Source organism: Pistricoccus aurantiacus (assembly GCF_007954585.1).
GTDB lineage: Bacteria > Pseudomonadota > Gammaproteobacteria > Pseudomonadales > Halomonadaceae > Pistricoccus > Pistricoccus aurantiacus.
Genome location: NZ_CP042382.1, coordinates 3,318,022 through 3,335,682 on the forward strand (window position 1 = coordinate 3,318,022; position 17,661 = coordinate 3,335,682).

The 17,661-nt window shown below is 57.0% G+C and carries 16 protein-coding genes and 2 rRNA genes; 9 read left to right on the forward strand and 9 right to left on the reverse strand.

The window, feature by feature from the left end:
• The first annotated feature begins 85 nt into the window (after positions 1 to 85).
• Positions 86 to 526 carry a transcriptional regulator SlyA gene (gene slyA / locus FGL86_RS15700; protein ID WP_147185647.1) on the forward strand — a complete coding sequence of 147 codons (441 nt, stop codon included), beginning with the start codon at positions 86 to 88 and terminating at the stop codon, positions 524 to 526.
• A gap of 27 nt (positions 527 to 553) precedes the next feature.
• Here the strand turns inward: slyA and FGL86_RS15705 are convergent, their stop codons facing one another.
• Positions 554 to 1,093: a preprotein translocase subunit YajC gene (locus FGL86_RS15705; protein ID WP_147185648.1), complete on the reverse strand. Its 540-nt coding sequence runs from the start codon at positions 1,091 to 1,093 to the stop codon at positions 554 to 556.
• A gap of 135 nt (positions 1,094 to 1,228) precedes the next feature.
• Between FGL86_RS15705 and FGL86_RS15710 the strand changes: the two genes are divergently transcribed.
• Complete coding sequence (locus tag FGL86_RS15710) at positions 1,229 to 1,678, forward strand: universal stress protein (RefSeq protein WP_147185649.1); 450 nt, start codon at positions 1,229 to 1,231, stop codon at positions 1,676 to 1,678.
• A gap of 17 nt (positions 1,679 to 1,695) precedes the next feature.
• Here the strand turns inward: FGL86_RS15710 and FGL86_RS15715 are convergent, their stop codons facing one another.
• Positions 1,696 to 3,645 (reverse strand): ATP-binding cassette domain-containing protein, encoded by a 1,950-nt coding sequence (locus FGL86_RS15715; protein WP_147185650.1) that lies wholly within the window; start codon positions 3,643 to 3,645, stop codon positions 1,696 to 1,698.
• Between the two features lie 159 nt (positions 3,646 to 3,804).
• On the opposite strand from FGL86_RS15715, the gene FGL86_RS15720 reads away from it, so the two are divergent.
• Together FGL86_RS15720 and FGL86_RS15725 are read left to right on the forward strand one after the other, a co-directional pair.
• Positions 3,805 to 4,650 carry a TatD family hydrolase gene (locus FGL86_RS15720; RefSeq protein ID WP_246131666.1) on the forward strand — a complete coding sequence of 282 codons (846 nt, stop codon included), beginning with the start codon at positions 3,805 to 3,807 and terminating at the stop codon, positions 4,648 to 4,650.
• A gap of 4 nt (positions 4,651 to 4,654) precedes the next feature.
• Positions 4,655 to 5,134 carry a hypothetical protein gene (locus FGL86_RS15725; protein WP_147185652.1) on the forward strand — a complete coding sequence of 160 codons (480 nt, stop codon included), beginning with the start codon at positions 4,655 to 4,657 and terminating at the stop codon, positions 5,132 to 5,134.
• A 4-nt stretch (positions 5,135 to 5,138) separates the two neighbouring features.
• On the opposite strand, the gene FGL86_RS15730 is transcribed toward FGL86_RS15725, so the two are convergent.
• From FGL86_RS15730 to FGL86_RS15740, 3 genes are all read right to left on the reverse strand, one after another.
• Entirely contained in the window at positions 5,139 to 6,644 is a 1,506-nt protein-coding gene (locus FGL86_RS15730; protein ID WP_147185653.1) for a sodium:solute symporter family protein, read from the reverse strand.
• A 12-nt stretch (positions 6,645 to 6,656) separates the two neighbouring features.
• Entirely contained in the window at positions 6,657 to 6,836 is a 180-nt protein-coding gene (locus FGL86_RS15735) for a hypothetical protein (RefSeq protein ID WP_147185654.1), read from the reverse strand.
• A gap of 66 nt (positions 6,837 to 6,902) precedes the next feature.
• The gene (locus tag FGL86_RS15740) at positions 6,903 to 7,490 is read right to left on the reverse strand and encodes an elongation factor P hydroxylase (RefSeq protein ID WP_147185655.1); all 588 of its coding nucleotides are present in this window, start codon (positions 7,488 to 7,490) and stop codon (positions 6,903 to 6,905) included.
• Between the two features lie 132 nt (positions 7,491 to 7,622).
• Here FGL86_RS15740 and FGL86_RS15745 point away from each other — a divergent pair, with 132 nt between their 5' ends.
• From FGL86_RS15745 to FGL86_RS15755, 3 genes are all read left to right on the forward strand, one after another.
• Positions 7,623 to 9,077, forward strand: coding sequence for an MATE family efflux transporter (locus FGL86_RS15745; protein WP_147186244.1), 1,455 nt, complete (start codon positions 7,623 to 7,625; stop codon positions 9,075 to 9,077).
• Positions 9,049 to 10,104, forward strand: a complete 1,056-nt coding sequence (locus FGL86_RS15750; RefSeq protein WP_147185656.1) for a DUF3080 family protein — start codon at positions 9,049 to 9,051, stop codon at positions 10,102 to 10,104. The genes FGL86_RS15745 and FGL86_RS15750 overlap by 29 nt, the downstream gene beginning before the upstream one ends.
• An 89-nt stretch (positions 10,105 to 10,193) precedes the next feature.
• Positions 10,194 to 10,883, forward strand: a complete 690-nt coding sequence (locus tag FGL86_RS15755; protein ID WP_147185657.1) for a hypothetical protein — start codon at positions 10,194 to 10,196, stop codon at positions 10,881 to 10,883.
• A gap of 36 nt (positions 10,884 to 10,919) precedes the next feature.
• Here the strand turns inward: FGL86_RS15755 and tusA are convergent, their stop codons facing one another.
• Entirely contained in the window at positions 10,920 to 11,171 is a 252-nt protein-coding gene (gene tusA, locus FGL86_RS15760) for a sulfurtransferase TusA (protein ID WP_147185658.1), read from the reverse strand.
• 45 nt (positions 11,172 to 11,216) lie between these two features.
• Here tusA and FGL86_RS15765 point away from each other — a divergent pair, with 45 nt between their 5' ends.
• A complete protein-coding gene (locus tag FGL86_RS15765; protein ID WP_342780050.1) occupies positions 11,217 to 11,513 on the forward strand; it encodes an antibiotic biosynthesis monooxygenase family protein in 297 nt (98 codons plus the stop codon).
• Positions 11,514 to 11,529: 16 nt separating this feature from the next.
• On the opposite strand, the gene rlmM is transcribed toward FGL86_RS15765, so the two are convergent.
• Entirely contained in the window at positions 11,530 to 12,600 is a 1,071-nt protein-coding gene (gene rlmM / locus FGL86_RS15770) for a 23S rRNA (cytidine(2498)-2'-O)-methyltransferase RlmM (protein WP_147185659.1), read from the reverse strand.
• A 385-nt stretch (positions 12,601 to 12,985) separates the two neighbouring features.
• On the opposite strand from rlmM, the gene gdhA reads away from it, so the two are divergent.
• On the forward strand, positions 12,986 to 14,338 hold the full coding sequence (gene gdhA / locus FGL86_RS15775; RefSeq protein ID WP_147185660.1) for an NADP-specific glutamate dehydrogenase: 1,353 nt from the start codon (positions 12,986 to 12,988) through the stop codon (positions 14,336 to 14,338).
• A gap of 128 nt (positions 14,339 to 14,466) precedes the next feature.
• Here gdhA and rrf read toward each other — a convergent pair.
• Both rrf and FGL86_RS15785 read right to left on the reverse strand, forming a co-directional pair.
• Positions 14,467 to 14,582 (reverse strand): 5S ribosomal RNA (rrf, locus tag FGL86_RS15780).
• Positions 14,583 to 14,678: 96 nt separating this feature from the next.
• A 23S ribosomal RNA gene (locus tag FGL86_RS15785) occupies positions 14,679 to 17,575 on the reverse strand.
• Positions 17,576 to 17,661 lie beyond the last annotated feature (86 nt).

Here is a 17,661-nt window from a genome sequence, read left to right on the forward strand (position 1 = left end):
TTGAAACTCAAGTAGACATCTTGCAATTCTAAGTTTCGTTGCTGACAATGCTAGATGAAATAATTAGCAAGCAAACGTGGGACTTATGTACCAAAATATTGGCTTTCGACTCAATCGGGTTCCGCGGATATGGCGGGCCATCCTCGACCAGCGCCTGGCCCCACTGGGCTTGACTCAGACGCGCTGGATTACTCTATATCATCTTGCCCATCTTGGCGATGGACAACCTCAGTGCGACCTAGCGCGAGCGATCGGCGTCGAGGCACCGTCCTTGGTTCGTACCCTGGATCAACTCGCGGAGCAGAAGCTCATCGAGCGTCGCCCCTGCGAACAGGATCGACGTACCAAACGCATCTTTCTTACCGCTAAGGCGGCGCCGCTGCTCAAGCAGATAGATCAAGTTGTCGACACGGCGCGCAGAGAAATTCTCGCCGGGCTCGACGAGGACGAGCTGGCGAAATTCGAAGAGCTGCTTTCTCGCATCGAGAAGAACGTTCAAAAGATCCAGAATAAAGAAGACGATTGACAGATGGACACCAACTTGTAAGCGCGACTATTGAAGATCGCGCAGCTCACGGATGCTCCTCAATCTTGGGGTTGGTTGATCCGGCCGCCCCGCAAGATGTTTTTTGAGATAGGCGAAATCCGCCAGGTAGTCGTTGAATACGTCACGCCCCAGAGACTCGCTCCACCATAGCGTAATGGCGTCACGATCGGATTCGATGACCAAAGCGTCCTCCGGCAGGCGCTCCAGCAAAAGTCTCAGGCGCTGATCAACCCCCTCCGGCAAATGGCGCAGCGGCTCTACCCGCCAGCGCCAGCCGGAACGATAGGGCTCGAGCACGTTGCCGGCCTCCTGGTCCCGCACCAGCACGAAGCGAGGGCCGGGATAGTCGTTGGGATACTCCCAGCCATAGCGCGGCATCAAGCGAGGTCCGTCATGCAAGGGCGGTGCCGCTAGCTGCACTTTTATTCCTGCCGCCATGGCCGCCTTGCGCAAGGCAGCCACTCGCCGCTCGCGAGGCGAGGGCCTAAGACATAAAGCCGGTGAAATCATCACCAGCAGCACTCCCAGGATAATCAACCAGGTCATGAACACACTCTTTTTGTGAAAATCGGATAGCAGCTAAAACCTTGATGTGGATCGTTGTCTTCGGGCACTACACCACCTAGAGTGAAGAATAAAAGCGTCGCTGATATGTGTTATCCAATCTCAAGGGGGTGTGTCATGAGCAACGAATATCGTCATGTCCTGGTCGCCGTGGATCTGACCAAGGACTCGCATAAAGTGCTGGAACGCGCGCGACCCATTGCCGAGCGCAACCAGGCCAAACTATCGATCATGCATACGCTCGAGCCCTTGGGTTTTGCCTATGGTGGCGATATTCCCATGGATCTGACCAGTATTCAGGATCAGTTGGACGATCATGCCAAGCAGCGCCTGGCGGAAATCGCCGATCCCTGCAATGTGGCTCGGGAAGATCAGCACGTAGTGGTAGGCATGCCGGACACGGAGATTCACCGCTTCGCTCAGGAGCACGACGTGGATCTGATCGTGGTCGGTTCCCACGGTCGCGCCGGCTTCGCCCTGCTGCTGGGCTCCACTTCCACCGGCGTGCTGCACGGCGCGAAGTGCGACGTACTGGCCGTTCGCGTGGGCGAGGATACCGACGAGTAGTCTCTCCTGCTGAATCTTCAACCCTCTCCTGCCGCCATGGCTTCGAGTTCCATCCAGCGTTCCATGGCGGCATCCAGTTCCGCCTGCTTTGCTTCGAGGGCCGCCAAGGTAGCGGTCACCTTGGCGCTTTCCTGCTGATAGAAGCCCGCATCGCCAACGGTCGCTTCGAAAGCGGCCACCTCGTTTTCCAGCTGTTCGATACGTGTCGGTAGCTCATCGAGTTCACGCTGGAACTTGTAGGAAAGCTTGACCGGACGCCTTTCTCGTTCCGGTTCGATGGGCTTGCGGGCATTCACGCCTTGAAACGACGGGCTGTTTTCGCCGAAATTCGCCGAATCCTCTTGTCTGGAAGCGGATCTATCGAAAGCCAAGGGCGCCGGTGGCAGCTTGCCTCCCTGGCGCACCCAATCGCTGTAGCCACCCACGTATTCGCGCACGCGACCATTGCCTTCGAAAGCCAACACGCCCGTGACCACATTGTCCATGAACTGGCGATCGTGGGACACCAGCAGCAGCGTGCCGTCGAAGTCCAGCAGCAGTTCCTCCAGAAGCTCCAGGGTTTCCACGTCCAGATCGTTGGTCGGCTCGTCGAGCACCAGCAGGTTGGCAGGCTGAGTGAACAGCTTGGCCAGCAGCAGGCGATTGGACTCCCCGCCGGAAAGCGCTTTTACCGGCTGCCTCGCCCGCTCCGGGGTAAACAGAAAATCCTGCAGATAGCTGATCACGTGGCGATCCTTTCCGCCCACGCTGACCCGGTCGCTGCCTTGGGCGACGTTGTCGTAAACAGTCTTCTCTGGCTCTAGACCCGCCCTGAGCTGATCGAAATACGCCATCTTGAGATTGGTGCCCATGCGCACTCGGCCTTCAGTAGGCGCGAGCTCCCCCAGCAGAATCTTCAAGAGCGTGGTCTTGCCGGCGCCGTTGCGCCCGATCAGCCCCACTCGGTCGCCGCGCTGAATCTCCAGGCTAAGATCGCGAATCACCCAGTCGTCGCCGAAACGCTGGCTGACGTTTTGAAGCTCCACGACCCGCTTGCCGCTGCGCTCGCCGCTGTCCACGGAGAGATTGGCCTTACCCTGACGCTCCCGACGCTGGCCGCGATCGGCTCGCATCTTCTCGAGCGCTCGCACCCGACCTTCGTTGCGGGTACGCCGCGCCTTGATGCCTTGGCGAATCCAGGCTTCCTCCTGGGCGAGCCTCTTGTCGAACTCGGCGTTTTCCCGGGCTTCCACTTCCAGCTCGTGGCTTTTCTGTGTCTGGTATCTGGCGTAGTCGCCGGGGTAGCGCCCCAGCTTGCCCCGATCCAGTTCGAGAATGCCGGTAGCCAGTCGCGACAGGAACGCCCGGTCGTGGGTGATGAACAGCACCGCGCCGCTGAAGGCCAGCAGTTGCTCTTCCAGCCAGGCGATGGTATCCAGATCGAGATGGTTGGTGGGCTCATCCAGCAGCAGCAGATCCGGCTCCGCCACCAGGGCCCGCGCCAGCGCCACGCGACGCCGCCAGCCTCCGGAAAGCGCGGTCATGGGGTCATCCGCGGGCAGACCGAGACGGGTGAGCACCGTATCAATGCGCTGATGAAACGACCAGCCGTCAATGGCTTCGAGCTGGGTCTGCAGTCGCGCCAGCCGATCCATGTCCGGCTCGGGGTCTTGAATCAGATGATGATATTCCGTCAGCAGGCTGCCGGCTTCCGGTAGCCCCTGAGCAACCACATCGAAGATGGTCTGACCGCTGGCCGCGGGCAGATCCTGCTCGAGCACGCCGATCTTGAGCCCCGGCGCGCGCCACAGAGTACCGTCATCCGCCTGAATTTCACCGGCGATCAGCTTGAGCAGCGTCGACTTGCCAGTACCGTTACGTCCCACCAGAGCCAGCCGCTCACCGTTTTCCAAGGTGAATTCCGCGCTATCGAGAAGCACATGGGTACCATAAGCCAGATGCACCTGTTCCAAACGTACCAACGACACTGGAATTCCTCTTTCGATTTACAGCAGATGAATGTCGTGCAGTGTAACGCGACGCCACCGGGAAAGTCGCCGGCAAGTGACTCGCGCATGGCCGGCACATTCCTGGAAAGGTACAATGCCGCCTCTTAGACGCTGAGCTTGAAAGCAAGGAGCGACAGCTTGTCCGACAACACGCTTCCAGAAGCGCTACAGTTTCGTGCGCCGGCACCGCTGGTGGATATTGGCGCCAATCTGACCCATGCCAGTTTCTTTGAAGATCTCGACGCGGTGCTTCATCGCGCACGTGATGCCAACGTCAGCCAGCTGATCGTGACCGGCACCGACCTGGAGCATGCCCGCCAGGCGGTGACGCTTAGCCAGCAGTACGTGGGACTGCATGCTACCGCCGGCGTCCATCCGCATGATGCCAGCCGCTGGAACGCTGAGCTGGAACGCGCTTTCCATACGCTCTATCGAGAGGCCAACATCGTCGCCGTCGGCGAGTGCGGGCTGGATTTCAATCGCAATTTTTCCTCCCGCAGCGATCAGGAGCGCGCCTTCGAGGCGCAGTTGGGGCTGGCGGCACAAACCGGTCTGCCGCTATTCATTCACGAACGTGACGCGGGAAGCCGCATGCGGGAAATGCTGACAAGCTGGCGGGACGAAATTTCCCAGGCGGTAATTCACTGTTTCACCGGCAGCCGGGAAACCCTTTACAACTATCTGGATCTCGATCTGCATATCGGCCTGACCGGCTGGATCTGCGACGAGCGCCGTGGCCATCATCTACGCGAGCTGGTCAAAGCGATTCCCGCGGATCGACTGATGGTGGAAACCGACTGCCCCTATCTGCTGCCGCGCAACCTCCCGGCCAAGATGAAGGGAAGACGCCACGAGCCCGCCCTGCTGCCCTGGATAGTGCGCGAAATCGCTCACTGGCGCGGTGAAAGCGAACAACGCCTTGCCCAGTCCACCACCGCTACCGCGCAGGCGTTCTTTCGTCTGACAGACACTCCCGAGGAATGATGACATGGCGGATTTTCCCGGCTTTATCGCCGTCGAGACCGGTGACGACGACAACCTCCCCCTGGCGATTGCCTGGACGCTTGCGGACGGGCGCGTCAAGCATACGCTGATTCAACCGGATGACGGCTGGCTGGATGATGAGCTGAACGCTCTTGGTGGCTACAGCCTGGAAGAATTGGAAAGCCTGGGTGTGAGCCCGCTGGATGTGATACGCGAACTGGAGAACGACCATTTCAGCGCGACGCTATTTACCGCCGGTATCAGCGACGATGAAGCAACACTCAGCCGTCTGTTCGATACCTTCGGCATGGACCCTTTCGTTGAACTGGCGCCGGCGGAATCCCTGTATCCGCAGCTATCGCCCGGGGTCTGGTCCCGGCTGCGCGGCGAGCTGTTCGGCGAGCTGGGTTTCGAACCGCTGCGCCCTGAACAGGAAGTACAGGTAATGCTGATGCTTCATCAGCGGCTAAGCGAAGCGGAATAAACAATCAACCGCGTTGGCCCCCCGGCTCTGCGAGATAGGGTGCTATCCCCTGCATGACATCAGCGGTCGCGCGTTGAAATTCTTCCGCTCTTTCGACCGGCGCTCGGGTCACCAGACTCCCCCCGATGAACAATAGACTTGCCACGACAATCCCCCAGATGCCGGCGGGCAACCCCAGCAGAGAGTTGCCGGTTGCATAAAGCGCAAGCACAAAGAGCGTGGTGCCGATCACGCTGGTCAGGGCGCCGGCACCGGTGCCGCCTTTCCAGTAAAAAGCGCCGATCATCGCTGGTACCACGGCAACGAGACCGGATGAAGCCGCCACGGAAAGCACCGCAATGAGATCCAGCTGTAACTGCGCAAAGCCCAGCGCCAGCAGGGCGATAAGCGGAATCACGATCTTGCCTGCCAGCAGTTGCTGCCTTTCGCTGACACCGGACCTGAGATTGGCATACAGATCTCGAGAAAGCATGGAAGACAGGGTCAGCATGATCGAATCGATGGTCGAGATCGCCGCGGCCATGATGGCAATCAGCACCGTCACGCCTAGCAGGGGCGGCACATAGTCTGAGCCAAGCAACCTTGGCGTGGCCAGATCGGGATTCTCGAGCCCGGGGAAAGCGACGAGTGCCGAGAAACCCCAGAGCACCGAGACGAGGGTATAGATGAAGCCAAAAACCAGAAATCCAAGCAGCATTCGACGCATCGCCGCCAGGGACGCGGGCATGAACAGGCGCTGACTGACCTGGGGATTGGAAAGGCTGAAGAAGAACCAGGGAATGGTCAATCCCAGAAAGGTAGTGAAACTGAACAGGCCTTTGCCGGGCACGACCAGAGACTGTGGCTGCTCTTCGGCCAGGGTGGCGAACAGCGCCTGGAAGCCACCAAGTCCTTGAACCACCAGAAACACCACCAGGGTCGAGGCCAGCACCATGACGACGGCCTGCAGGGAATCGGTCCACATCACCGAGCGAATCCCCGCCACATAGGTAAACAGCATGGCGATGGCGATGGCTAGCCAGATGCCGGTGGTAAAGGAGATGGTGCCTTGGGTGGTGCCTTGCAGCAGATAGCCGATTCCGGCAAGTTGTACCGCCGCGTAGGGAATCAGGAAAAGACAGTTCGAGACAGCCACGACTATCGCGACGTTTCGATTGGCGTAGCGATAGCCGAGCATTTCGCTGGGAGTCACGAAGCCAAAGCGCTTGCCAACCGCCCAGAATCTGGGTCCGAAGACCGCTACCAGGGAAACCCCGGCGAAATAGATGATTTCAAAACCCAGGGCGCCGACGCCTCCGGCGTAGGTAAGCCCGGCCAAGCCGACCATCATGAAGGCGCTGTAGGTGGTGGCGCTATAGCTGAGCGCGGATACCAGGCCGCTCATCTGGCGATCGCCCAGAAAATAGCTCGCCATGACTTCCGATACCTTGCCTTGGCGAGACAGCATGGCGATCAAGGTGGCGATACCCAGATAGATCGCCACCGACCACCAGATAAGAGATTCGGTCATCCGCTATCCTGGTTATTTTCTCTTGAAATCCCGAGTGATGACGATATTGAGCAGAATCACCGCCAAGCCGACGAGGGTCCAGAAGAGAAAACTCCCGTACCAGGCCTGGACCTTTGCCAACAGAGTATAGGGAACCAGGTAGCTCGACAGCACCAGAGCCCATACCCCCCATATCCATCTGCTTCTCGGCATCGCCTTCTCCTGTTGATACCTGAAATACTCGAGCGCCACTGCAAGCGTATCGAGAAAGGTTTCCCGTTATCTCGAGTGGGCATGTTGAGAGGGATAAGTCGGTTCGGCGTCCTTGCGAAGACGACGCCTTCCTTGAAGAATGGCCTGATCCCGAGACAGGCCATGACCATAGAAACTTCGCAGAACAACGCGAAACGCCTCGGCCCGGTAAGGCAAGCCTTCTCGTTCAAATTGCACCGCCCGCGCCTCGACTCGCTCGCGAAAGCCGTCTCGGTCCACTTCCAGCTCGCCAAGATTATCGATACTGACGTTGAATCCCAGACCGCAGGCGCGGGAGAACAGCAACTCCAAGGCCTGAGGCGCCATTTCGGCGGTCTCGAAGGCGCGCTGCTGGCTCGCGTCACGCCCATCCGGGAGATACCAGTAGCCGTAATCCTCAAATTGACGCCGCTGCTCGCCGGCGATACACCAGTGGCTGATTTCATGCAGCGCACTAGCGAAATAGCCTTGGGCAAAGATCACTCGGTGATAGGCCGTCTCGTCATCCGCGGGCAGGTACAGAGGCTCCTCACCGCCGGCGATCAACCGGGTAAGATAGCGCTCATGAAATAGCCCATCGAACAAGGCGATGATGTCGTCGAGTCGGTAAGTCACAATGTTTCTCTTGGGCGATAAAATCAACGTCGCCACTATACTTGGATCGTGATTGCGGCGAAAACCATTCTTCTCGTTCTTCCACCGTCACGATCCTCACGCCATCCAAGGAGTCGCTCGTTGTTGCAGCTCATGCCCTCGCCCCTGGCAAAAAGCGTTCGCTTGGCCAGAAGCGCCAGGGAAACCCGGCTTTTGCTGCGTCTGGCCTTGCCGATCTGTGGCGCTCAGCTTGCACAGGCGGGTATGGGAGCAACTGACATCATGATGACCGGACGCCTCAGTGCCAGCGATCTGGCGGCGGTTTCCGTGGGATCGAGCCTGTGGATGCCCCTGATGCTTTTCATGACCGGGACGCTGATGGGGCTGACGCCTATCGTTGCCCAGCTCCTGGGAGGCGCGAACACCCAGCGCATCCGTCCCAGCGTTCATCAGGCGCTATGGGTGGCGTTGGTACTGGGTATTGCCGCCGGTCTGCTGCTGTGGTTCAGCGTGATGCCGATCTTCATGCTGATGGACGTGCCTTCTTCCGTGGCGACACTTTCTGCCGCCTATCTTTCCGCAGTGGCTTTCGGCATGCCCGGTGTCGCACTATTTCAAGCGCTACGCGCCTTTTCCGATGGCATGAACCATACCCGGCCTTCCCTGTGGTTCAGCCTGCTGGGGCTTGCGGTAAATATTCCCAGCAATTTCGTGCTGATCTATGGCGGCGCGGGGTTGATCGATCTTTTCGGCCCCGGGCTGCCGACATCATTGCAGGAGTTGCCGGCGCTGGGTGCCTTGGGCTGCGGCATTGCCACCGCCCTGTCGATGTGGACGATGGGTATCGCCATGGCTATTTATATCCATCGCAGCCGCGCCTATGGGGAGGTGACACTATGGCATTCTTTGACGCCTCCACGCCGGAACATGATCGGCGAATTGCTGTATGTCGGTCTGCCCATCGGTATATCGATCTTCGTCGAAGTCACCTTGTTCACGCTGATCGCGCTGTTCATCGCCGGTCTTGGCGAGGTTGTGGTTGCCGCCCATCAGGTCGCCTTGAACGTGACGTCGATTCTGTTCATGCTGCCATTGTCTCTGGGAATGGCGCTGACGGTTCGAGTCGGCAATTCTTTGGGGCACGATCGACCGGAACAGGCTCGTTTCGTCGCCTGGAATGGTCTGGCCATATGCCTGCTGGTGGCGATTCTCAACGACCTGTTATTGTGGTTGGGAGCGGAACAGGTGATCAGCTTGTATACCCACAACGAGCAGGTGCAGTCGCTTGCTCTCTCCTTGGTCGGCCTGGCCATGATCTACCAGATATCCGATTCGATGCAGGTCAACATGGCCGGAGCGTTACGCGGCTACAAGGACACCCGCATCATCATGGTCATCACGCTGGTCTCCTACTGGTTGATCGGGCTAGGCGGCGGCCACTGGCTGGGAACCCGGGGCGTCCCCGGGTTCATGGACAGCCTGGGCGTCTACGGATACTGGATTGGCCTGGTGGCAGGCTTGACCGCCGCGGCGCTATTGCTTGGCCTACGACTTCACAAGATCAGCAAGGCGCAATGCAATGGAGAAAACGCCTCACCGTCTGAATGAACGCTTCAAGCATAGGCATCTGATACTACTTGTTCTGCTGGCAACGCTCTTGAGCAGCTGCGGAAACGATGAGGCGGACGCCATGTTCGCGAATTATCAACAGCGCCTGGCAACGTCTCTGGATATGCCGCCTCCCGAGCGTACCGCACCAGAGAACATAGCCGCTTTCCCGAATCAGGAAAAACGCCTGTTCGAGCTTCCCGAGATGCGCGAAGGGCTACGCAATGTCTATACCCTGCGGGAGTGCGGAATCACCAACCTGATCGCCAGACACAACAACTCACTTGGCAAGGTCGCTCCGCCCAGCCAGCAGTGGCTATACGAACTGGCGCTATGGCGTCGGCTCGAAAGCTGCTGGCAATCCGATATTCCCGAGCAACTCTCCGAGGAAGACCGTAAGCGCCTGGAGCGTCTGCTTGTCATGAAGACCCGACAACTCCCCAAGGCAAGCTGGAATGCCCTGTTCGGCTCCAGCGAGTGGGTGAGCAATTTTTCTCGAGCCAGTTCTCCATTACCGCCGGGAAAAGCTATCGAACTGGATCGCCCGCTGGCGGCAATTGCCTATTTGCGCAAGGCAACCCGCAAGCAGTTCGATCTGGACTGGCAGGCGGAATCCTCCGTGCTGGAAAATCATCTGCAGGCGCTTGGCCGCGAACCCTTGAGCGCGGCGCTGCTCAGGAGCCTGCTGCTAGCCTCGCAGCGTCTTGATGAAATCAACAATTTACTCGAACGCGCTTGGCGCGCAGGCAAGACCTGCTCCGATGCGTCTGCCTGGCCGTCGTTAAGCAAACACCAGGCGATGACGTACCTGAAAACGCTCGATCAGGCGGGGAGCCGCTGGTTAGCGGCTATCGAGAAACTGCTTGAGGCGCATTCAGTGACGCGCTCCGCCGTATCGCGATATCGCCAGGAGTGGCTCTCCCTGGACAATCCCACAGCGCCCTGGCAGCAATTTCAGGCGCAGCGAAAGCGCTTCGAGACGAACTGGCGCCGCACAGGAGAACGCTGTGCGAGGCCCGAGAGTTGACACCGGGGCTTAACTTTCCCTGCGAGTCTGTGCTAATAGTGAGTCCAGGGTGCTTCATTGCCGCCAAACCGCGCTCAAGGAGGGTTCTCATGGGTATGTCATTGTCCCCTCGTCCCGCCCAGGTAATTGACCTGGAAAGCATGCGCCAACGGCATCTTGCCAAACGGCGGTTGATACGGCTGTCACCGGAACTTGACGGTCTGGAAATGGTTTATCGGCTTGCTGCGGAGCCTGACACCTTGTATGCGATGCCTCTGTTGGCCTGGGGGTTGAGAGAAGATGGAGAAGTCGTGGGCCTCGTCCCCTGGATGGAGGCTCTGACCCCCTGCCATCAGTTGGACGATGCGGAACACGGTCATTTCGTTGGCTACCGTGACCCCGAGACCGAAGATATCTTTTACACCGCGCCGGAACACAAGGTGCTTGAGCTTGAATACGCAGCAGAATATTTCGACTATGAGGAAACCCGCGATCCCACCCTGATCCAACAGCTACCGGACACTCATGGTACCCATGCACTGTGCATGGACATGGACGACACGCCTTGGCAACTAAAACAGGTGTTCGGCTGGCGTCTGTATAGCAACGGAGAGATCGATGTCCTGCTGGTCGACGAAACCCGGGTAGAGGCAACGCCCATACTAGCTGGTGATACTTGTCTATATCCTGGGCTCAGCCGCCATCGGGCCATTTATTTTTTTCAGCGTGCTATCGCCAATCGCATCAAGCAGGAAGATCCGGCTACGCTGGAAGCATTAGCGCTGATGGTGTCTCGCTGACAGGTCATGACCAAGCCTGGCGCGAAAAGCGGAATCTCAGCCTAGTCGGATAAAATAGAAATAATGGCTTTCCGTCTGGGTCTGCCGCAACAATTCATGACCCAGAAAGCTGCAGAACTTGGGAACGTCACGGGTCGTTGCGGGATCCGTGGCGATAACCTTCAGTACCGCCCCTTGCTCCATTTCACGCACTTTATTATGCATTAACATGATGGGTTCAGGGCAATATAGACCGGTCGTATCGAGCACCGCATCAAAATCCGACGAATCATTGGCAGTTGTGACCATCGTGTATCTCGGTAGTGTATCGCTTGAATGCTTGAAAAGAGGTGGATGAAAAATACCATGATCAAGGTGGTAATCGAACGAGACATCATGCCAGGACTCGAAGCCGAATACGATCAAATCGCTCGAGCTGCCATGCGGGTCTGCTATCATGCGCCGGGCTTTATCGCGGGAGAAATCCTTCGTGAGCGTTCTCATACGGAGCGACGCATGTTGATTACTCAATGGCGGGATCTCGCAGCCTGGAAGGCCTGGGAACATAGTATCGAACGCGAGCAAGCCATACAGCAAATGCTGCCCATGCTGACCCGAGATGAAAGAGTGCGCGTCTTCGACCCTTTTTAAACCATTCACAGCGCCGTCAAACGTCGAGCAAGCGCACGTGCACCGTGACCTCCTCACGGTCATGATAAAGCTGGCGACACTGGATTTCCGCTCGAATCCGAGCCTCTTCCAGACTTTCCGTCAAGCGAGTCAGGCATCGAGCCACTTCTTCATAACGCTGTTTCATGGGCAGCTTGAGATTGAATATCGCTTCGCGACACCAGCGCTTGAGCAACCAGCGCTCCACCATATTCACCACGCGCATGGGTTTATCGACGATATCGCATACCAGCCAATCCAGGCGTTGGGGCGGCTGCCAGCTAAACCCGTCGGCTCGCCAATGCTCTACTTGGCCTGAGGCCATCAGCGCCCTGTCCATTGGGCCGTTATCTACGGCGTGCACAAACATGCCCTGGCGCACCAACTGCCAGGTCCATCCTCCTGGTGCCGCTCCGAGATCCGCCGCCTGCATGCCTTGACTCAAGCGGCTAACCCACTGCTCTCGAGGTATAAAAACATGCCAGGCCTCTTCGAGCTTGAGCGTCGAGCGGCTCGGTGCGTTTCTGGGAGAGCGTAGCCGCAAGATCCCAGCGGGATGCTCGCTGCGATTACCGGGAAAACTCATTCCCAGTTGCACACTGTCACCTGATGTCCAGAAAAGATGCAAACGACGCCTGCCTGCCTTACGCCTCAACGCACCGCACTTTTTCAAATTTGCCATCAAGGGCCGTGACAAGGCTTTTGTCAATCCACTCAACGCCTTGCCTTCGTTGGTATCAGGTGTCTCTTGCCAGACGTCCTCAAAACTCCAGCCGCTGCTCACGACTTGTTCGATGACCGATTCAAGACGATTGTCTCGTGGCAGTTCAGTCAAAAGAGGCAACGCAGCCAGGCTCTGACGAGCGAAGATCAACGAATCCAGTGAAAGCTCTCGGTGCAGCGCATTGATCGATTCCGAGTTTCGCACAGCGAATATCACGTAGCCGGCGCTAGGTTCGGTTATCACATCACCTTGATAACTCGTTTGCGCCAACCGGCTTGCTATCTCGACGCCGAGATCCCGTTCGAATCCGGGGCGGCAGTAAAGCAGCAACTGGCTGGGTTTCATCGAGCTTCCTCATGCAAGACGTAAAGCTGGAAGAGCCGCTTCAAGCGACTAACGTCGAAGTCATTCAGCGGTCAGCAAGATTGTTCTGCTGAGCATACTTGAACGTAACCGCAGCGAAACGACTCGCTGAAATGGACTAGTCGAGTTTATTTATCGTTTGTCTCTTGCAAGCAACTGTTTAACAAAAGCTTGCTTTCAAATGAAAAACTGAATATGTAGGAAAGCATTTCCACTAGGCAAAAAATCAGACTTAAGCATAGCCCATGCAATTGCTGCATAACGGTACAATGCTTTATATTGACTCACCCGAGAAGAATCTTGCTGGTGATACATACTCTAACAATGATGCCATCACCAACATCCATTATGCCTAAAGGGATACTCGATGAATTATATTCACGATACGCTTTCCAGCCTGAAAAAGAGCAGTCCAGCGCAGACTGAATTCTATCAGGCAGCCGAGGAAGTACTCGATTGCTTGAAGCCAATGCTAGAGCATAATCCTCACTACCACGATCATGGCATCATCGAACGTATTGTCGAGCCTGAACGGCAGATCATGTTTCGCGTGTGCTGGCACGACGATAACGGTAAGGTTCACGTCAACAAGGGCTACCGAGTTCAGTTCAATTCTGCTCTAGGACCCTACAAAGGAGGGTTGCGTTTTCACTCCAGCGTCAACGCCAGCATCATCAAATTCCTAGGGTTTGAGCAGATTTTCAAGAATGCCCTGACCGGCTTACCGATCGGGGGCGGTAAAGGGGGATCGAATTTTGACCCTAAAGGCAAATCGGATACGGAAATCATGCGCTTTTGCCAGGCGTTCATGAGCGAACTGTATCGCCATATCGGACCTAATACGGATGTCCCAGCGGGCGATATCGGCGTTGGCACTCGTGAAATCGGCTATCTGTTCGGTCAGTACAAGCGCCTGACCGGTCGCCATGAAGGCATATTGACCGGAAAGGGACTTGACTGGGGCGGCTCTCTGGGTCGCAAGGAAGCCACCGGCTATGGAGCGGTCTACTTTGCGGAAAATATGCTAAAGGCTCGCGGTGAAGAGATTGCCGGCAAGACCTGCCTGGTATCCGGCGCCGGCAATGTGGCCATCTACACGATCGAAAAACTTCTACAGCTTGGCGCCCTACCGATCAGCTGTTCGGATTCTCAAGGCACGATCTACCATTATCAGGGAATTGATCTCGATACCTTGAAACTGCTCAAGGAAACCAAGCGCACGAGTCTCAAGGAATACGTCGAACACCATACTGACGCGACCTACGTTGATGCCAGTGATTATCCTAAGGATGGACACGCAGTATGGCGCTTAAAAGGTGACTTGGCTTTCCCTTCCGCCACCCAGAACGAAGTCACTGAAGCGGATGCAATTGCTATGCTGAATAACGGTGTCTACTGCATCAGCGAAGGCTCCAATATGGCGTCGACCAGCGACGCTATCGACCGCATCCTGGAAGCCAGGATAGCTTACGGCCCCGGCAAGGCGGCCAATGCAGGCGGAGTCGCCACTAGTCAGTTGGAAATGGCGCAAAATAGCAGTATGCAGAAGTGGACGCTGGAAAAAGTTGACAAGAAATTGCGCAGCATCATGTGTGATATTCACAAGCGCTGTGCTGACACCGCTACAGAATATGACCAGCCCCACAACCTGGTTCTAGGCGCCAATATTGCCGGCTTCTGCAAGGTCGCCGATGCCATGATCGAACAAGGTACTTGTTAAACTGTTGCCGGTGTGAGTAAAGATATACTTTCTAATGCCCGTCTCTTGTCAGATGGGTGTTCTATTGTTGTTACGCTTCGCTAAACGCAAGCACCCCCAGCCATTGCTGGCTGGGGGTGGGGAGAGGGGCCTGACGATGACCTACTCTCGCATGGGGAGACCCCACACTACCATCGGCGCTGGGCGGTTTCACGGCTGAGTTCGGCATGGATTCAGGTGGGACCCGCTCGCTGTGGTCGTCAGGCAAAACGGCGATGACCGGCGTCATCACACAATGCCATCATGCTGACGCTACGCTCGCGTATCCGGCGGGTCGGTCACCCAGACCCCTTGGGGTTATATGGTCAAGCCTCACGGACCATTAGTACGCGTTAGCTCAACACCTTGCGGTGCGTCCACAGCGCGCCTATCGACCTCGTCGTCTTCGAGGGTCCTTCAGGAGACTTGCGTCTCGGGGAGATCTCATCTTGAAGGGGGCTTCCCGCTTAGATGCTTTCAGCGGTTATCCCGTCCGCACATAGCTACCGGGCAGTGCCATTGGCATGACAACCCGAACACCAGCGGTGCGTCCACTCCGGTCCTCTCGTACTAGGAGCAGCGCTTCTCAAATCTCCAACGCCCACGGCAGATAGGGACCGAACTGTCTCACGACGTTCTAAACCCAGCTCGCGTACCACTTTAAATGGCGAACAGCCATACCCTTGGGACCGACTTCAGCCCCAGGATGTGATGAGCCGACATCGAGGTGCCAAACACCGCCGTCGATGTGAACTCTTGGGCGGTATCAGCCTGTTATCCCCGGAGTACCTTTTATCCGTTGAGCGATGGCCCTTCCATACAGAACCACCGGATCACTAGAACCGTCTTTCGACCCTGCTCGACCTGTCCGTCTCGCAGTCAAGCACCCTTATGCTCTTGCACTCAGTGCACGATTTCCAACCGTGCTGAGGGTACCTTCGTGCTCCTCCGTTACCCTTTAGGAGGAGACCGCCCCAGTCAAACTACCCACCACACACTGTCCTCGACCCGGATGACGGGCCTGAGTTAGAACGCCAATGATGCCAGGCTGGTATTTCAAGGGCGGCTCCCCGGCAACTGGCGTCACCGGTTCCAAGCCTCCCAGCTATCCTACACAAGCAACATCGGCGTCCCGTGTGAAGCTATAGTAAAGGTTCACGGGGTCTTTCCGTCTAGCCGCGGGTACACCGCATCTTCACGGCGATTTCAATTTCACTGAGTCTCGGGTGGAGACAGCGTGGCCATCATTACGCCATTCGTGCAGGTCGGAACTTACCCGACAAGGAATTTCGCTACCTTAGGACCGTTATAGTTACGGCCGCCGTTTACCGGGGCTTCGATCAAACGCTTCGCGTGAGCTAACGTCATCACTTAACCTTCCGGCACCGGGCAGGCGTCACACCCTATACGTCCGCTTGCGCGTTGGCAGAGTGCTGTGTTTTTAATAAACAGTTGCAGCCACCTGGTATCTTCGACCGCTCTGGGCTAAACCCGCAAGGGGCGTCACCTGACAGCGGCGTGCCTTCTCCCGAAGTTACGGCACCATTTTGCCTAGTTCCTTCACCCGAGTTCTCTCAAGCGCCTGAGGATTCTCACCCTGACCACCTGTGTCGGTTTGGGGTACGGTCTCATGACATCTGAAGCTTAGAGGCTTTTCCTGGAAGCGTGGCATCAATGACTTCCGGACCGAGGTCCGTTCGTTTCGTGTCTCGGCCTTGAGACGACGGATTTGCCTGTCGTCTCGGCCTACGCACTTTCACCAGGACCACCAACGCCTGGCTCACCTAGCCTTCTTCGTCCCCCCATCGCAATGTCCTGAGGTACGGGAATATTGACCCGTTTCCCATCGGCTACGCGTTTCCGCCTCGCCTTAGGGGCCGACTCACTCTGCTCCGATTAGCGTCGAACAGAAACCCTTGGTCTTCCGGCGGGGATGGTTTTCACATCCCTTATCGTTACTCATGTCAGCATTCGCACTCGTGATACCTCCAGCCAGCCTCTCGACTGACCTTCACCGGCGTACACGACGCTCCTCTACCGCGAATCCCTATTCGAAAACAAGGACTCACCCGTAGCTTCGGTAGCTGGTTTAGCCCCGTTACATCTTCCGCGCAGGCCGACTCGACTAGTGAGCTATTACGCTTTCTTTCAAGGATGGCTGCTTCTAAGCCAACCTCCTAGCTGTCTTCGCCTTCCCACCTCGTTTCCCACTTAACCAGCATTTGGGGACCTTAGCTGACGGTCTGGGTTGTTGCCCTTTTCACAACGGACGTTAGCACCCGCTGTGTGTCTCCCACGCGTCACTCACCGGTATTCGGAGTTTGCCTCGGGTTGGTAAGTCGGGATGACCCCCTAGCCGAAACAGTGCTCTACCCCCGGTGGTGCTACGTGAGGCGCTACCTAAATAGCTTTCGAGGAGAACCAGCTATCTCCGGGCTTGATTAGCCTTTCACTCCGATCCACAAGTCATCCCAGCATTTTTCAACATACTTGGGTTCGGGCCTCCAGTTGATGTTACTCAACCTTCACCCTGCTCATGGATAGATCGCCCGGTTTCGGGTCTATTCCCAGCAACTCGTCGCCCTGTTAAGACTCGGTTTCCCTACGCCTCCCCTACCCGGTTAAGCTCGCTACTGAGAATAAGTCGCTGACCCATTATACAAAAGGTACGCAGTCACACGAAAAACGTGCTCCCACTGCTTGTACGCATACGGTTTCAGGATCTATTTCACTCCCCTCACTGGGGTTCTTTTCGCCTTTCCCTCACGGTACTGGTTCACTATCGGTCAGCCAGGAGTATTTAGCCTTGGAGGATGGTCCCCCCGTCTTCAGTCAAGGTTTCACGTGCCCCGACCTACTCGTTTTCACGTGATCGGATTTTCGACTACGGGGCTATCACCCGCTACGGCGGCGCTTCCCAACGCCTTCGTCTAATCCGTCACACGCTTAAGGGCTAGTCCCCGGTCGCTCGCCGCTACTGGGGGAATCTCGGTTGATTTCTGTTCCTCGGGGTACTGAGATGTTTCAGTTCCCCCGGTTCGCCTCCTTTCCCTATGGATTCAGAAAAGGATACTTCGCTTACACGAAGTGGGTTGCCCCATTCAGACATGCCCGGGTCACAGGTTGGTTGCCACCTCACCGAGCCTTTTCGCAGGCTTCCACGTCTTTCATCGCCTCTGGCTGCCTAGGCATCCACCGTATGCGCTTCATCGCTTGACCATATAACCCGAAGGGGTCTCACCCATCGGTGGGTCGCGATGACACAACGTCGCCGGATACGCTTGAGCGTATCTTGCATTCTTTCC

Coding starts and splice junctions, on each gene's coding strand:
- slyA (WP_147185647.1), top strand. CDS start 86: ATGTACCAAAATATTGGCTTTCGACTCAATCGGGTTCCGCGGATATGG.
- FGL86_RS15705 (WP_147185648.1), bottom strand. CDS start 1,093: ATGACCTGGTTGATTATCCTGGGAGTGCTGCTGGTGATGATTTCACCG.
- FGL86_RS15710 (WP_147185649.1), top strand. CDS start 1,229: ATGAGCAACGAATATCGTCATGTCCTGGTCGCCGTGGATCTGACCAAG.
- FGL86_RS15725 (WP_147185652.1), top strand. CDS start 4,655: ATGGCGGATTTTCCCGGCTTTATCGCCGTCGAGACCGGTGACGACGAC.
- FGL86_RS15730 (WP_147185653.1), bottom strand. CDS start 6,644: ATGACCGAATCTCTTATCTGGTGGTCGGTGGCGATCTATCTGGGTATC.
- FGL86_RS15735 (WP_147185654.1), bottom strand. CDS start 6,836: ATGCCGAGAAGCAGATGGATATGGGGGGTATGGGCTCTGGTGCTGTCG.
- FGL86_RS15745 (WP_147186244.1), top strand. CDS start 7,623: ATGCCCTCGCCCCTGGCAAAAAGCGTTCGCTTGGCCAGAAGCGCCAGG.
- FGL86_RS15750 (WP_147185656.1), top strand. CDS start 9,049: ATGGAGAAAACGCCTCACCGTCTGAATGAACGCTTCAAGCATAGGCAT.
- FGL86_RS15755 (WP_147185657.1), top strand. CDS start 10,194: ATGGGTATGTCATTGTCCCCTCGTCCCGCCCAGGTAATTGACCTGGAA.
- tusA (WP_147185658.1), bottom strand. CDS start 11,171: ATGGTCACAACTGCCAATGATTCGTCGGATTTTGATGCGGTGCTCGAT.
- FGL86_RS15765 (WP_342780050.1), top strand. CDS start 11,217: ATGAAAAATACCATGATCAAGGTGGTAATCGAACGAGACATCATGCCA.
- rlmM (WP_147185659.1), bottom strand. CDS start 12,600: ATGAAACCCAGCCAGTTGCTGCTTTACTGCCGCCCCGGATTCGAACGG.
- gdhA (WP_147185660.1), top strand. CDS start 12,986: ATGAATTATATTCACGATACGCTTTCCAGCCTGAAAAAGAGCAGTCCA.